The following is a 14461-nucleotide window of genomic DNA, read 5'->3' as shown; positions in this document are numbered from 1 at the left end:
GCCGGGCTGTCCGGCAGCTGCGGGGACGCCACGAGCAGATCAGGGGGTTCCTCCGGGCCGTCCGCCCGGAAGAACCCCGGACCCGCTCAGCTCGCGTCGGGCGTCAGCCGCACCGCGATCGAGTTGATGCAGTACCGCTGGTCCGTGGGCGTCGGGTACCCCTCGCCCTCGAAGACGTGCCCGAGGTGCGAGCCGCACCGGGCGCACCGCACCTCGACGCGCACCATGCCGTGCGACCGGTCCTCGATCAGCTCCACCGCGTCGGTGTCCTTGGGATCGAAGAAGGACGGCCAGCCGCAGTGGGACTCGAACTTCGTGTCCGAGGTGAACAGGTCCGCGCCGCAGGCGCGGCAGGAGTAGACACCCCGGGTCTTGGTGTCGGTGTACTCACCGGTGAAGGCGGGCTCGGTGGCCGCCTGCCGCAGGACCGCGTACTCGCCCGGGGTCAGTTCCGCGCGCCACTGCTCGTCCGGCTTCTCCACGTCGTACGGCATGAGCCTCCAGCCCCTCAGTTCGACAGACGGTCCAGGATGTGCGGGCCGAGGTCGGTGACGTCGCCCGCTCCCATGGTGAGAACGAGATCACCCGGCTTCGCCATTCCCGCGACGACCGACGGGACGTCCGCCTTGTCGTGCACCGGCGTCACGTCGGCGCCCGCGGCCCGGGCCGCCTCGATGATCAGCTCGCTCGTGACGCCCGGGATCGGGTCCTCGCGCGCCGGGTAGATGTCCAGCACGACGGAGGCGTCCGCGAGGGCGAGGGACTGCCCCATCTCCTTGCCGAGCTCCTGGGTCCGCGAGAAGAGGTGCGGCTGGAAGACGACCAGGATCCGGGCGTCACCGGCCGCCGCGCGCATGGCCTCCAGGTCGGCGGTCATCTCGGTGGGGTGGTGCGCGTAGGAGTCGATGACCTGGACGCCCGCGGCCTCGCCCTTCAGCTGGAGCCGCCGCTTCACGCCCGTGTACGCGCCGATCGCCGCGGCCAGGTCGGCCGCCGGGACCCCGAGGGCCACGCCCGCCGCCAGCGCGGCGACCGCGTTGTGCGCGTAGTGCCGGCCGGGGACGGAGACCGTGAAGGTCAGCTCCTGCCCCTCCAGCACCACGGTGACCTCGCTCTTCAGGCCCTGCGGCACGACCGACAGGACGCGCACGTCGGCGTCGTCGGACTCGCCGTACGTCACCACGGTCACGTCGCGTGCCCGGACGCGGCGGGTCAGCTCCCGGGCGCCCTCGTGGTCGGCGGCGATCACCAGCGTGCCGCCGTCGGTGATCCGGTCCACGAACGTCTCGAACGACGCGTAGATCTCGTCCATCGACGCGTAGTTGGCGTGGTGGTCGAGTTCGACGTTGAGGACGATCGCGACCTCGGGGGCGTACTTGTGGAAGCTGCGGTCCGATTCGTCGGCCTCGGCGACGAAGATCTCGCCCTCGCCGTGCAGCGCGTTGGAGCCGGGCGCGTCCAGGTCTCCGCCGATGGCGTACGAGGGCTTCAGGTCCAGCTCGCTCAGCGACACGGCCAGCATCGACGTCGTGGTCGTCTTGCCGTGCGTACCGGCGACGGCGATCGGCCGCAGCCCGTCCATCAGGGCCGCGAGCGCGTCGGACCGGTGCACGACGGGGATGCCGAGCTCGGCCGCGCGGGCCAGCTCGGGGTTGTCCTGCCGGATCGCCGACGACACCACCACACAGCTGGCGTCGTCGGCGAGGTGCTCGGCGGCGTGCCCGATGTGCACGGTCGCCCCCAGCGCCCGCAGCGCCTCGGCCGTGGCCGACTCCTTGGCGTCGCTGCCCGCCACGACGGCACCGCGCTGCGCGAGGATCTTCGCGATCCCCGACATGCCGGCCCCACCGATCCCGATGAAGTGCGGTCGGTCCATGGCGGGAGGAAGGCCGGCTGCCATGCGTGTCTCCAAGTTCGGGTGACGAGAGTGAGCGCCCCCACCCTATTTCAGGAGCGCGCAGGGCCCGTGCCAGGCCCGCAGACCCGTGCCAGGCCCGCGGGAGCCGTGCCAGGCCCGCAGACCCGCCGCTACGCCTTGCTGTGCGAGAACAGCTTCAGCACCGGCACCCCCACCTTGTGCCGGGCCCGGGACGCCCAGTCACGGTGGAAGAACTCCTCCACGTAGTGGGGATCGGTCAGCACGATGACCTCGTCCGCTCCGGCTTCCGCCACCAGGGACTTCAGCGCGTCCAGCGGATGGTCCTCGATCAGCCGTCCCTCGGCGGGACTGCCCGAGGTGCGCAACGCGGCGAGTGACACCTCCAGCGCCCGCTGCCCCACGCTCATGGCCTCGTCCCCCTCCGGGGTCTCGCCCTCGCGCACGGCCTCGTCGAGCTCGCCGAGCGCCACGTCGTCGATGGCCCGCAGCAGGCGGTCCGCCTGCTCACCGCGCGGCTGGAGCAGCACCTGGAAGGAGACCTGCTCCTCGCCGTGCAAGGTGGTGACGAACTCCACGTCGGCCGACGTCAGCGCCTTCTCGATCATCAATACGCTTGTGAACACCAGGCGCCCCTTCTGCTACGGGGGCCCGTGGCCCCCACTCCTCCGCGGGCCGCACCGGGCCTGCGGACACCATCCTGCCCCGTGTTCGCACGGGTACTGCCGGATCCAGTGTGCCCTCCGAAAACCGAACGGAACGGCATATTCCGATGATGAACGGACTGACGGTGAGGTTCAGCCCCGCATCCGGACGAACCGGCCGGCCGGACTCCCCGACCGCCGAAACCTCCTACCCCGGGTCCGGCGTTTCAGTACGCCTCCCGGACCCGCCCGTACCGCGTGAACAGGAAGCCGTCCTCCTCGAGCATCGACACCAGCCCGAAGCGGTGCGGGACCGTGACCGCCGGCCCGCCGGCGATGCGCTGGGCCTCGCCCGCCGTGAGCATCGGGGAGACCGTCAGGCACAGCTCGTCGAGCACCCCCGCCGCGACCATCTGCCCGAGCAGGCGCGGGCCGCCCTCGGTGAGGAGCCGGGTGTGGCCGAGGTCGGCGAGGGCCCGGACGGCACGGGCGGGGTCGACGCCGATGCCGTCCCCGGCGGTCACCACCCTGGCGCCCGCCTTCTCGGCGGTGGCGATGCGGTCCGGGGCGGCCGCGGCGCCCGTGAGGACCAGGGTGGGCACCAGGGGCGAGGTGAACAGCGGGAGCGAGAAGTCCAGGTCGAGGCTGGCCGTGACGACCGCGATCGCGGGCGCGGGCTGCTGCCCGGCCGCCTCCCGCGCCGCCGCGAAGTCCTCCCGCGCGCGGGCCGGCCGGTACCCCTCCTTGCGTACCGTCTCCGCGCCGACGACCACGACGTCCGCGAGCGCCCGCAGCGTGCCGAAGATCCGCATGTCGGTGGCGCTGGAGATGGGCTGCGAACGGCCGTCGTGCTGGGCGGCCCCGTCCAGCGTGGACACCATGTTGGCGCGCAGCCACGGCACCGGCCCGCCGGGCCCCGGCTCGGGATAGGCGTACGCGGCGGCCAGCTCCGCCGGGCTCCACTCCCGCCCGGCGCCCTCACCGGACCCGCCACCCGGCGCCGGAGCTGCTGTTTCATCGGTCACAGGGAACAGACGTCGCATGCCGTGCAGTGTTCCACGCGCCGTAGCATGGTGAACCGTGTCTTCTCCCCTGGCCCCCTCCGGATCCGGCCCCATAACCGACCCGGCCCCGCTGTCCCTGTGCGCCCGTGAGCCGCATGTCCCCGCGGACCGGCTGGTCGCCGAGATGGTGCCGCCGCCGCGGTTCGACTCGGTCCGCTTCAGCACGTACATCCCCGACCCGAACCAGCCCAGCCAGACGGAGGCCGTCCGGGTCCTGGAGGGCTTCGCGGCGGGCCTCGGCTCGGGTGGGGCCGCGGGATCCGGCAAGCGGCGGCTGTTCGGCTTCGGCAAGGCGCCGAAGAAGGCCCCCGCGGGCCCGCGCGGCGTCTACCTCGACGGCGGGTACGGCGTCGGCAAGACGCACCTGCTGGCGTCCCTGTGGCACGCGACCCCGGCCGAGCCGGAGCTGAAGGCGTTCGGCACGTTCGTAGAGCTGACCAACCTGGTCGGCGCCCTCGGCTTCCAGCAGACCGTCCGGACCCTGTCCGGCCACCGCCTGCTGTGCATCGACGAGTTCGAGCTCGACGACCCGGGCGACACCGTGCTGGTCTCCACGCTGCTCGGCAAGCTGGTCGACGCGGGCGTGGCGCTCGCCGCCACCTCCAACACGCTGCCCGGCAAGCTCGGCGAGGGCCGGTTCGCCGCGGCCGACTTCCTGCGCGAGATCCAGGGCCTGTCGGCCCACTTCCAAGCCCTGCGCATCGACGGCGAGGACTACCGTCACCGCGGTCTGCCCGAGGCGCCGGCGCCGTACTCCGACGAACAGGTCACCGACGCCGCGTACGCCACCGGGGGCGCTTCCCTCGACGCGTTCTCGCCCCTCCTGGAGCATCTGGCCCGGGTCCACCCCAGCCGGTACGGCGCTCTGACCGACGGCATCAAGGCCGTCTGCCTCACGGGTGTGCGGCCGGTGCCGGACCAGTCGACGGCCCTCAGGCTCGTCGTCCTCGCGGACCGGCTCTACGACCGCGAGGTGCCCGTGCTGGCCTCGGGTCTGCCCTTCGACCAGCTGTTCAGTGACGAGATGCTGAACGGCGGCTATCGAAAGAAGTACTTCCGGGCCATCTCCCGGCTCACCGCGCTGGCCCGCGACGCGGGCAAGCTCGTGGACCCCCGGTAACCACAACTCCATTACCGCGCCGATCACCCGATGGGTAGGGGCTGTTCAAGCCATCCCACCTGCGGTTTTCAGGCTCTCTTCAGCTTGAAACGTTAAGTTAACCCTGCAAACGAACTTGCAGGGTTAACGTGTTTCTTGACCAGTCGTTGACCAAGTGTTGGTCCGCGCTAGACGCAGGAAATCATCGAGAGGGGGGCGCATGTACCGAGGCAGCACGGCACTGACCGTGGTCGCGGTCCTCGCCGCCGCTCTGCTCGCCCTCCAGCTCTTCGCACCGACCGCGTCCTTCGCAACCGCGCATACGCACAGTCAAGTCGAGGCCAAGGCTCAGCTCGGGACAAAACCCTCGGGCACGTCCTCGCGTCCCGGACACAAGTCCTCCGGGAAGACTCTGCGCGACGAGACGGCCACCTGCCGCGCCGGACACCACGGGGACCCGACCGGTCCCCTGCGGACCCGCGACCGGTCCCACACCGCCGACTCCGCGCCCTCGGCGCCGGAGCGGCCCCTGCGCAGGGACCTCCGGCCGGCGGTGCCCGAACCGGTCAGACCCGACGCCGCGCACCACCACGCGTCGAGATCCTCGACGTCGCACACACCGGCGGCCCTGCAGGTCTTCCGCTGCTGAGCGGTACGGCATTTCCCCCCACCCCTGTCATGCCCGTCCGACGCGCCCCCACTGCGCGCCAGGAGGAGTCACCACACTCATGCAACCCCTCATCGACAACGCCCGCAGCTTCGGACAGCGCCCTGAGGAGTTCGCTCACCTCGCCGAGGGCCAGTCCCCCGACGTCCTGTTCATCACCTGCTCCGACTCCAGGGTCGTCCCGGCCCTGATCACGGGCGCCCGTCCCGGCGAGCTCTTCGAGCTGCGCACCGCGGGCAACGTCGTTCCCCCGCACTCCTTCGAGCACCCCACGTCGGAGGCGGCCACGATCGAGTACGCCGTGGAGGTCCTCGGCGTCAAGGAGATCGTGGTCTGCGGCCACTCGCACTGCGGCGCCGTGGGCGCCGTGGTACGCGGCGACGACCTCGCCGCCGTACCGGCGGTGCGCGACTGGCTCGCCCGCGCCGCCGACGAGCCCGCGTGCTCGGACCCCGCCGACCCGACCGTCGCCGAGGCCGTGCAGAACCACGCCCTCGCCCAGGTCCTGCGCCTGCGGTCGTACCCCTGCATCGAGCGCCGGCTGACGGAAGGGCGGCTCGGCCTGCACGCCTGGTTCTACGAAGTGCACACCGGCATCGTCCGCGAACACCGCGCGGACACCGACTCCTTCGAGAAGCTGTGAGGGGCACCATGACCAAGTTCCCTTACCTCAGGCAGGACTTCACCGCCTCGCTCGTCGTGTTCCTGGTCGCGCTCCCGCTGTGCGTGGGCGTGGCCGTCGCCTCCGGCGTCCCGGCCGAACTCGGCCTGGTCACCGGCATCGTGGGCGGACTCATCACCGGATTCCTGCCGGGCAGCAGCCTGCAGGTGTCCGGGCCGGCCGCCGGCCTGACCGTGCTGGTCTTCGAGGCCGTCGACACCTACGGGCTGCCCGCGCTCGGCGTCATCGTGCTGGCCGCCGGTCTGCTCCAGCTCGTCATGGGCGCGCTGAAGCTCGGCCGCTGGTTCCGCGCGATATCCGTCTCGGTCGTCGAGGGCATGCTGGCCGGAATCGGTCTGGTCCTCATAGCCGGCCAGCTGTATGCGACGGCCGGACTGAAGGCACCCGCCTCCGGCATCGACAAGATCCTGGGCCTGCCCGGTGCCGCCGTCGACGCGGCCGGCAGCACGGCGGCGCTCACCTCCCTCGCGCTCGGCGCGGCCACCATCGCGGTGATGGTGCTGTGGAAGAAGCTGCCGAAGAAGGCACAGGCCGTACCCGGCGCGCTCGCCGCGGTGGTCCTGGCGATCGCGGCCAACGCCGTCTTCGACCTGCCGGTCGCCACGGTCGAGGTGAAGGGCCTGCTGGACTCCATCCAGCCGCCCGGCCTGGACGCCTTCGGCAGCGTGGGCGTCGGCATCATCGGCACGATCGTCGCCTTCACCCTGATCGCCTCCGCCGAGAGCCTGTTCTCCGCCGCCGCGGTGGACCGGCTGCACGACGGCCCGCGCACCCAGTACGACAAGGAGCTCATGGCGCAGGGCGCGGGCAACACCATCTGCGGTGTGCTCGGCGCACTGCCGATGACCGCGGTCATCGTCCGCAGCTCCGCCAACGTCAGCGCGGGCGCCAAGACCAAGGCGTCCCGGGTGATGCACGGTGTGTGGCTGCTGCTGTTCGCCGCGCTGCTCCCGTCCACCCTGGCCCTGATCCCGCTGCCCGCCCTCGCCGGCATCCTGGTCCACGCGGGCTGGAAGCTGATCCCGTTCGCCAAGATCGTGCCGCTGTGGAAGGAGCACCGGGGCGAGGCGGTCATCCTGGTCGTCACCGCCGTGTCGATCGTCGCGGTGAACATGTTCGAGGGCGTGCTCATCGGTCTGGCCCTGTCGGTCGTCAAGACCGCCTGGGAGGCCTCGCACATCAAGCTCGAGATCATCGACAAGGGCGCCGGCCCGATCCAGGCCTACCTGTCCGGCAACGCGACCTTCCTGCGGCTGCCGAAGATCCTCGACAGCCTGGAGAGCCTGCCGCAGGACCGCCCGGTCGAGCTGGACCTCTCAGGCCTGCACCACCTCGACCACGCCTGCCGCACGGCCCTGGAGAGCTGGGCCGCCCGCCACAGCGCGACGGGCACGGAGCCGGTGAAGGTCACGGAACCCGAGGAGGCCCCGGCGGAGAAGGTCACCACCGGCTAGCCGTCCGAACGGATCACCCGGGCATGGGTCCGGGGCGCGCAGCCGGCGCGCCCCGGACCACGCGTGTCCACCCCCCGTTCCACCCCGGGCACCGGGCATGGCCCCACATCCCGGTTCAGGCATATCGTTACAGAAGCAGACGAATTCGGACCTCTGAACGGGGAGGTCGGCATGGTCGAAGAGGTGGTCGGCGCGGTGGCCGCGGTCGGGGCCGGTGCGCTGGTGTATCTGGCCTCCGCGGCGCGGGTCGTCAAGCAGTACGAGCGGGGGCTCGTCTTCCGGCTCGGGCGTGTGCACGGGGACGTGCGGCGGCCCGGCTTCAATCTGATCGTTCCGGGGGTGGAGCGGCTCCGCAAGGTCAACATGCAGATCGTGACCATGCCCGTGCCCGCCCAGGAGGGCATCACCCGCGACAACGTGACCGTGCGGGTCGACGCGGTGGTGTACTTCAAGGTCGTGGACCCGGCGGCCGCGATCATCAACGTCGAGGACTACCGCTTCGCCGTCTCGCAGATGGCGCAGACCTCGCTGCGCTCGATCATCGGCAAGAGCGAGCTGGACGATCTGCTGTCCAACCGCGAGAAGCTGAACCAGGGCCTGGAGCTCATGATCGACAGCCCCGCCGTGGAGTGGGGCGTGACCATCGACCGCGTGGAGATCAAGGACGTCTCCCTGCCGGACACCATGAAGCGCTCCATGGCCCGCCAGGCCGAGGCCGACCGGGAGCGGCGGGCCCGGCTCATCAACGCCGACGCCGAGTACCAGGCCTCCAAGAAGCTGGCCCAGGCTGCCCGCCAGATGGCCGACACGCCCTCGGCGCTCCAGCTCCGGCTGCTGCAGACCGTCATGGCGGTGGCGGCGGAGAAGAACTCCACCCTCGTCCTGCCCATTCCGGTGGAGCTCCTGCGGTTCCTGGAGCGGGGCGCGCAGCCTGCTCCCTCGGAGAGCCCGGGACGCGCGGAGTCCCCGGGCGACGGGGAGGCGTCGGGACACGCGGAGACCACGGGACTCGGGGAGGCGTCGGGACACGCGGGGACCCCGGGACTCGGGGAGGCGTCGGGACACGCGGGGACCGCGGAGCACGCGGAGATCGGGGAGCGCGCCGTCGACCTCACTGAGCAGGTCGGAGAGGCCATGGAGCAGTTGCGGCGCGCGGTGGAGCAGTGACCCGCGCTACGCGCGTGGTTCCCGCTGCCCGCACCAGGTGATAGACACAGCGGGATCACAGTTCCTGTCCGCCAGCAGGAAGGTTTCCCCATGACCGAATCCGGTCGCTCCGCCACACGACGTCAGATGCTCGCCGGAACGGGCGCCCTGGGCGTCGGGATCGCGTTCTCCGGCGCCCTGTCCGAACTCTTCACCGGTACCGCCGCCGCACAGGGCATGGGCCGCACCGGCTACGGCCCGCTCGTCCCCGACCCGAAGGGCGTCCTCGACCTGCCGAAAGGGTTCGGCTACCGGATCCTCTCCCGCGAAGGGGACCAACTCCGTTCCGGCGAGGGCAAGGTGCCCTCCAACCACGACGGCATGTCGGCCTTCCCGGGCAGAGGCGGCCGGGTCCACCTGGTCCGCAACCACGAGAACCGCGCCGACGGCAGGGTCCCGGTCCCCACCGTCGAGGGCCTCACCTACGACCCGGCGGGCAAGGGCGGCTGTACCGCGCTGACGCTGGACTCCCACAACGGGGTGCAGTCGGAGCGCGTCGCGATCGCCGGCACGGCCGTGAACTGCGCGGGCGGCCCCACCCCCTGGGACACCTGGCTGACCTGCGAGGAGACCGAGGACAAGGCCGGCACCAACGGCTACACCAAGGACCACGGCTTCATCTTCGAGGTCGACCCGTCCGACCCGCGCCGCACCGGGGCCGTGCCGCTGACCGCCATGGGCCGCTTCGCGCACGAGGCGATCGCCGTCGACCCACGGCGGGGCGTGGTGTACGAGACCGAGGACGCCTTCGAGAAGCCCTTCGGGCTCTTCTACCGCTTCCTGCCGGACCGGCCGCTGGGCGGCAGGGGTTCGCTGCGCGCGGGCGGGCGGCTCCAGGCCATGCGCGTGCCCGGGGTGCCGGACCTGTCGTCCATCCAGGACGTCGGCGCCGAGTTCGACCACATCGAGTGGGTCGACGTCCCTGACCCGCAGGCCGCGCAGACGCCGATCCGGTTCCAGGACTTCGGCCGCAAGGGCATCACGCACGCGCAGAAGCTGGAGGGCTGCTACTGGGGCGGCCGTTCGGTGTACTTCGTGTCGTCCTTCGCGCGCCGGTCGGACGGTTCGGCCGCCGACCACTTCGGGCAGGTCTGGCGCTACGACCCGGAGCGCCGCCGACTCACCCTGGTGATCGTCTTCGGCCCGGACACCGATGTGCAGCTGCCGGGCGAGTCGCCGGACAACATCTGTCTGGCGCCCAGCGGCGGCCTCATGGTCTGCGAGGACGGCAACGGCGCCCAGCACGTCTTCGGCGTCACCCGGCGCGGCGAGGTCTACGCGATGGCCCGCAACCGGCAGAACATCGGCACCGAGCAGGAGCCCGAATGGGGTGAGTTCGCCGGGGTGACGTTCTCTCCGGACGGCGACACGATGTACGTCAACTGCTACACGCCCGGCACCACGTTCGCGGTGACGGGCCCCTGGCGCCGGTAGCCGGCGCTGCGGACCGGACCGGGGCGCCGGGTGCGATACCCGGCGCCCCGGTGCGGTACGTGACCTCTCCGCCAGGGGTGAGGTCACGTACCTCCACGGTCGCCGGGGGTTGTACGTCAACGCTGTCCGCTCCCGCTGTAAAACGACCCGCCCGACACTGAAGCGCACGCACGGGGGTACTCGCCGCCCATGGGCGAAGAACAGCAGGTCAGCAGCTCGTACTGGCTCGAGACCGCACCGGACGGCCACCACCCTGCACTGGACGGGGATCTGGACGTCGACGTGGCCGTGATCGGCGCCGGGATCGCCGGCCTGAGCACGGCGTGGGAGCTGACGCGGGCCGGGCGGAGCGTGGCCGTGCTGGAGGCCGGACGGGTCGCGGCCGGCGTCACCGGGCACACCACCGCCAAGGTCACCGCGCTGCACACGCTCGTCTACGACAAGCTGCGGCGCACCCGCGGCCCCGAGGGCGCTCGGCTCTACGCCCGATCCCAGTCCGAGGCGATCGGGCACGCGGCCCGGATCGCGGAGGAACTCGGCGTCGACTGCGAGTGGGAGACGAGGAGCGCCTACACCTACGCGCGCGACCCGGGCCGGGTGGCGCAACTGCGCGCCGAGGCGGAGGCCGCGGCCGAGGCTGGACTGCCCGCCTCGTTCGTGACGGAGACCGGGCTGCCCTTCCCGGTGGCGGGCGCCGTCGAGGTCACCGGGCAGGCCCAGTTCCATCCGCGCAAGTACCTGCTGGCCCTCGCCGCCGACCTGGTCGAACGCGGCGGGCGGATCTTCGAGGGCACCACCGTCCTCGGCCTGGACGAGGGCGAGCCGTGCAGGCTGTCGACCGCGACCGGGGCGACCGTCCGGGCCCGGGACGTCGTCGTCGCGACGCACTACCCGATCTTCGACCGGGCCCTGCTGTTCGCCCGGCTGTCCACGCGCCGCGAACTGGTCGTCGCCGGGACCCTCCCCGCCGGCCAGGACCCGGACGGCATGTTCATCACGCCCGAGGAGGACACCCGCTCGGTGCGCACCGCACCCCTCGGGGGCGACCGACGGCTGCTCATCGTCACCGGTGAGCACTTCACGCCGGGCACCTCCGACCCGCGGGCCCGTCTCGAGCGCCTCACCGCCTGGGCCACCGGCCACTTCCCGGACCTGGAGGTCACCCACCGGTGGGCCACCCAGGACACCGAGCCCACGGACACCGTGCCGATGGTCGGCCCGCTGCACCCCGGCGCCCGGCACGCGTACGTGGCCACCGGCTTCGGCGGCTGGGGCATGACCGGCGGCATCATGGCCGGCCGGCTGCTGACCGCGCAGATCACGGGCGAGGAGTGCGAGTGGAGCGGGCTGTACGACCCGCGTCGGCTGAAGACCGCGGTACGTGAGGCGCCGGCGTTGCTCAAGACGCAGGCCAAGGTCGCCGGGCACTTCGTGGGCGACCGGCTGCGGCCCTCCCCGCCGGTGGAGTCCCTGCCGCCCGGCGAGGGCGCCGTGGTCCGGGCCGACGGCCACCGGGTCGCGGTCTACCGGGACGAGGACGGCGGCCTCCACGCCGTCTCGGCCCGCTGCACCCACCTGGGCTGCCTGGTCGATTTCAACGCCGCCGAACGCGCCTGGGAGTGCCCCTGCCACGGCTCCCGCTTCGACACCGACGGCAAGGTGATCCAGGGCCCGGCGACCAAACCCCTGGAACAGCGGGACCTCTGACGGCTCGCCCCGGGCCCACGCTCGACGTATGAGCGACGACGCCTGCCTGATCGTCGCGACCAGGCCGCCCCTGGCGGACGGGCCGCCGTACGCGATGGGGGTCCCCCCGCTCGAGCGCGGCCGAGAGTGGGGGAGCGTGCTGTGCCGGGAGTCGACGGAGCACCCCGAGTCGTACAAGGGCATCACGCTCTGCCCCGTCTGCGAGTGGCAGGAAGCGCAGCGCACCGCCTGTTCAGGGTGATCTGCGGGAGGCCAGCGCACCGGCCAGGGCCAGCGCCGCGGCCGTGACCAGGGCCGCTCCGGCCAGGGGCAGCAACGGCAGCGGGACGGTGCCCCGCTGCGAGCCGGTCACCAGGCCCTGCACGGCCGCCTGGGCGGGTGAACCGGTGGCCACCAGGGACAACAGCGCCGCGAGCAGCAGGGCGAGGACGGCCCGGCCGGGGGAGCGCAGCAGGGGCCTGCTGGTGAGAGCGCCGACGGCCGTGCCGAGCAAGGCGCAGGCCAGGGCGGCGAGCAGCCCGGCCCCGCAGGCGGCGGCGAGCGGCACCCGGGTGCTGTGGTCCGAGGCGACCGGGTCGCTGAGCAGCGTCACCACCAGGATCGCGAGCGTGCCGAGGGCCGCCGCACCGGCCAGGGCGACCAGCAGACACGCCACGTGAGCTCGCCCGGGCCCCGCGGCCGCGGCCACACAGCCGCGGGCGGCGTCGGGTTCGCCCGTGACGCAGATGCGCGCCAGCCAGGCGGCGACGGGCAGCAGGGCGGCGGCCGTGTACCCGAGGGAGTCGAGCACCGGCTGCCCGGCCTGGATGCTGATCGCGAGGAAGGCCGCGTAGAGCAGAAACGGGGGCAGCCAGCGCTGCGACCTCAGCAGCAGGGCGGCGTGGTAGCGCATGAGGGCGGTCACCGGCGGCTCCTGTGCGTGGTCATCCCTGCCGCCCCGGGGTCGTGGTCCGCGGCGTCACGCTCACCACGTGCCAGGGCGGGCGGGCCGTCAGCAGGGTGCGGAGCAGGACGTCGGAGTGCGGGGCGGGGACACCGAGGCGGTAGCGGCCCGGCCCGGTCTCCTCCGCCGAGGTGACCGTCCGGCGCACGTCCTCGGGCAGCCGTCCCTCCGGCGGGCCCTGCACCTCGACGAGCACGTGCGGACCGGACGCCTCCGGAGCCCGCGAGGGCTCCTGCCGGACGACGCCCGCGTCGCGCACGGCGTACGTCGCGTCGGGCAGGCCCGCGAGGCGGCGCGGGTCGTGGTCGACGAAGACCACGGAGCCGCCGGCCGCCGTGCGTTCGGCGACCGCGCGCTCCAGCTCGGCGCGGGCCGCGGTGTCCAGACCGGTCCACGCCTCGTCCAGCACCAGCAGCTCGGGCTCCGCCAGCAGGGCCTGGGCGACCGCGACCTTCTGGCTGCTGCCCTTCGACAGCCGGGCCATCGGCGTCTCGGCGTACGCGGCGGCGCCGAGGCGCTCCAGCCATTCCCCGGCGGCCCGGCCGGCCGTCGCCCGGGGCAGGCCGTGCACGGTGCCGAGGTGGGTGAGGTAGCCGGCGGCGGTGAAGGGCAGGGCCGGCGGGAACCGCTCGGGGACGTACGCCGTGCGCGGCCGGCCGGTGACGCGGCCCTCGCTGGGGGCGTCGATGCCGGCGAGCAGCCGCAGCAGCGTGGACTTGCCGCTGCCGTTGGCGCCCTCGATGCGGACGAGCCGTCCCGGAGCCACCGTCAGGTCGACACCGCGCAGCACCCAGGGACCCCGCAGTCCGTAGCGGCGGCCCGCGTCGCGCAGGCACAGGTCGGGTCGCATGCGGCCATCCTGCACGATCTCCCGGCTGGCACACTGGGTTTCGTGAGCGAAGACCCGACTCCCGTGAGCGACAGTCCCTTCCGGTCCGAACCCTCGGCGCGCGACGAGGCACCGCAGTTCGTGCTGCCGCTGGTCGTGCGGATCGAGAAGGCGGAGCCGCCGGGGCGCACGGACGCGCTGGAGACGTCCGCTCGGGCCGTGCTGACGATCCTGACCGACGAGCGGTCGGCCGGCGAGGGCGAGTGGGCCGGGGCGATGCGGGACTGGCAGGACGCCAGGATCCGCAAGGTGGTGCGGCGGGCACGGGGCGCCGAGTGGCGGCGTGCCGAGGCGCTGCCCGGCATCACGGTCACCGGCAAGTCGGCCGAGGTGCGGGTCTTCCCGCCCGTCCCGCTGGACGGCTGGCCCAAGGACCTGGCCAGGCTCCAGGTGTCCGGCACCGACCTCGACGACCCGGAGCCCCCGGTGGACGCGGACCCCGCCGCCCCCGTGCTGTGGCTGAACCCCGACCTCGGCATGTCGGCCGGCAAGGCCATGGCCCAGACCGGGCACGCCGCACAGCTGGCCTGGTGGGAGCTGTCGGACGAGGAGCGGACCGCCTGGCGCGAGGCGGGCTTCCCGCTCGCCGTCCGGACGGCCGAGGCGGCCCGCTGGCCCGAACTGACCGGCATCGGGCTTCCGTTGGTGCGCGACGCCGGGTTCACGGAGATCGCGCCCGGATCGTGCACGGTCGTCGCGGACCACCCGGCGCTGCGCCGGGAGCCGCACGGGTCCGGCCGCGCGGCGTCCACCCGTTCGCAGTAGCCGCGGGCGCGCCGGTCCCGGACGAATGCTC

At 72.8% G+C, this 14461-nt stretch carries 15 protein-coding genes; 9 read left to right on the top strand and 6 right to left on the bottom strand.

Translation table 11 applies throughout. From position 1 onward, the window contains the following. Nucleotides 1–86: 86 nt before the first annotated feature. The 4 genes from msrB to QOL88_RS30665 all read right to left on the bottom strand — a co-directional run bounded on the left by msrB (nt 87) and on the right by QOL88_RS30665 (nt 3563). Nucleotides 87–494: a peptide-methionine (R)-S-oxide reductase MsrB gene (msrB, locus tag QOL88_RS30680; RefSeq protein WP_097221522.1), complete on the bottom strand. Its 408-nt coding sequence runs from the start codon at nt 492–494 to the stop codon at nt 87–89. 14 nt (nt 495–508) lie between these two features. Further along, complete coding sequence (gene murC / locus QOL88_RS30675) at nt 509–1900, bottom strand: UDP-N-acetylmuramate--L-alanine ligase (RefSeq protein ID WP_097221521.1); 1392 nt, start codon at nt 1898–1900, stop codon at nt 509–511. A 128-nt stretch (nt 1901–2028) separates the two neighbouring features. After that, nucleotides 2029–2502, bottom strand: coding sequence for a beta/alpha barrel domain-containing protein (locus QOL88_RS30670; RefSeq protein WP_179879008.1), 474 nt, complete (start codon nt 2500–2502; stop codon nt 2029–2031). Nucleotides 2503–2747: 245 nt separating this feature from the next. Further along, entirely contained in the window at nt 2748–3563 is an 816-nt protein-coding gene (locus tag QOL88_RS30665) for a pyrimidine reductase family protein (RefSeq protein ID WP_097221519.1), read from the bottom strand. 37 nt (nt 3564–3600) lie between these two features. On the opposite strand from QOL88_RS30665, the gene zapE reads away from it, so the two are divergent. From zapE to QOL88_RS30625, 8 genes are all read left to right on the top strand, one after another. Continuing rightward, nucleotides 3601–4704, top strand: coding sequence for a cell division protein ZapE (zapE, locus tag QOL88_RS30660; RefSeq protein WP_097221518.1), 1104 nt, complete (start codon nt 3601–3603; stop codon nt 4702–4704). A gap of 199 nt (nt 4705–4903) precedes the next feature. After that, nucleotides 4904–5332, top strand: a complete 429-nt coding sequence (locus QOL88_RS30655; protein WP_097221517.1) for a hypothetical protein — start codon at nt 4904–4906, stop codon at nt 5330–5332. 79 nt (nt 5333–5411) lie between these two features. Continuing rightward, nucleotides 5412–5993, top strand: a complete 582-nt coding sequence (locus tag QOL88_RS30650; protein WP_097221516.1) for a carbonic anhydrase — start codon at nt 5412–5414, stop codon at nt 5991–5993. Nucleotides 5994–6001: 8 nt separating this feature from the next. Continuing rightward, a complete protein-coding gene (locus tag QOL88_RS30645) occupies nt 6002–7486 on the top strand; it encodes a SulP family inorganic anion transporter (protein WP_097221515.1) in 1485 nt (494 codons plus the stop codon). Between the two features lie 171 nt (nt 7487–7657). Continuing rightward, nucleotides 7658–8653 carry a slipin family protein gene (locus QOL88_RS30640; protein ID WP_257027937.1) on the top strand — a complete coding sequence of 332 codons (996 nt, stop codon included), beginning with the start codon at nt 7658–7660 and terminating at the stop codon, nt 8651–8653. 90 nt (nt 8654–8743) lie between these two features. After that, nucleotides 8744–10126, top strand: coding sequence for a PhoX family protein (locus tag QOL88_RS30635; protein ID WP_097221514.1), 1383 nt, complete (start codon nt 8744–8746; stop codon nt 10124–10126). Between the two features lie 189 nt (nt 10127–10315). Next, nucleotides 10316–11833 carry an FAD-dependent oxidoreductase gene (locus QOL88_RS30630; protein WP_097221513.1) on the top strand — a complete coding sequence of 506 codons (1518 nt, stop codon included), beginning with the start codon at nt 10316–10318 and terminating at the stop codon, nt 11831–11833. A 28-nt stretch (nt 11834–11861) separates the two neighbouring features. Beyond that, a complete protein-coding gene (locus tag QOL88_RS30625; RefSeq protein ID WP_097221512.1) occupies nt 11862–12074 on the top strand; it encodes a hypothetical protein in 213 nt (70 codons plus the stop codon). Here the strand turns inward: QOL88_RS30625 and QOL88_RS30620 are convergent. Together QOL88_RS30620 and QOL88_RS30615 are read right to left on the bottom strand one after the other, a co-directional pair. Then, complete coding sequence (locus tag QOL88_RS30620) at nt 12066–12737, bottom strand: ABC transporter (protein ID WP_097221511.1); 672 nt, start codon at nt 12735–12737, stop codon at nt 12066–12068. The genes QOL88_RS30625 and QOL88_RS30620 overlap by 9 nt on opposite strands. A 19-nt stretch (nt 12738–12756) precedes the next feature. Further along, nucleotides 12757–13626 (bottom strand): ABC transporter ATP-binding protein, encoded by an 870-nt coding sequence (locus tag QOL88_RS30615; RefSeq protein ID WP_097221510.1) that lies wholly within the window; start codon nt 13624–13626, stop codon nt 12757–12759. A 42-nt stretch (nt 13627–13668) separates the two neighbouring features. On the opposite strand from QOL88_RS30615, the gene QOL88_RS30610 reads away from it, so the two are divergent. After that, nucleotides 13669–14430: an aminoacyl-tRNA hydrolase gene (locus tag QOL88_RS30610; protein WP_179879007.1), complete on the top strand. Its 762-nt coding sequence runs from the start codon at nt 13669–13671 to the stop codon at nt 14428–14430. Nucleotides 14431–14461: the final 31 nt, after the last annotated feature.

The organism is Streptomyces sp. Ag82_O1-12, assembly GCF_900182715.1.
GTDB lineage: Bacteria > Actinomycetota > Actinomycetes > Streptomycetales > Streptomycetaceae > Streptomyces > Streptomyces massasporeus.
The sequence above is the reverse complement of the archived record's forward strand: the minus strand, read 5'-3'. Positions and strand labels throughout refer to the sequence as shown.

Coding starts and splice junctions, on each gene's coding strand:
- QOL88_RS30650 (WP_097221516.1), top strand. CDS start 5,412: ATGCAACCCCTCATCGACAACGCCCGCAGCTTCGGACAGCGCCCTGAG.
- msrB (WP_097221522.1), bottom strand. CDS start 494: ATGCCGTACGACGTGGAGAAGCCGGACGAGCAGTGGCGCGCGGAACTG.
- murC (WP_097221521.1), bottom strand. CDS start 1,900: ATGGCAGCCGGCCTTCCTCCCGCCATGGACCGACCGCACTTCATCGGG.
- QOL88_RS30645 (WP_097221515.1), top strand. CDS start 6,002: ATGACCAAGTTCCCTTACCTCAGGCAGGACTTCACCGCCTCGCTCGTC.
- QOL88_RS30635 (WP_097221514.1), top strand. CDS start 8,744: ATGACCGAATCCGGTCGCTCCGCCACACGACGTCAGATGCTCGCCGGA.
- QOL88_RS30625 (WP_097221512.1), top strand. CDS start 11,862: ATGAGCGACGACGCCTGCCTGATCGTCGCGACCAGGCCGCCCCTGGCG.
- QOL88_RS30655 (WP_097221517.1), top strand. CDS start 4,904: ATGTACCGAGGCAGCACGGCACTGACCGTGGTCGCGGTCCTCGCCGCC.
- QOL88_RS30665 (WP_097221519.1), bottom strand. CDS start 3,563: ATGCGACGTCTGTTCCCTGTGACCGATGAAACAGCAGCTCCGGCGCCG.
- QOL88_RS30640 (WP_257027937.1), top strand. CDS start 7,658: ATGGTCGAAGAGGTGGTCGGCGCGGTGGCCGCGGTCGGGGCCGGTGCG.
- QOL88_RS30615 (WP_097221510.1), bottom strand. CDS start 13,626: ATGCGACCCGACCTGTGCCTGCGCGACGCGGGCCGCCGCTACGGACTG.
- QOL88_RS30630 (WP_097221513.1), top strand. CDS start 10,316: ATGGGCGAAGAACAGCAGGTCAGCAGCTCGTACTGGCTCGAGACCGCA.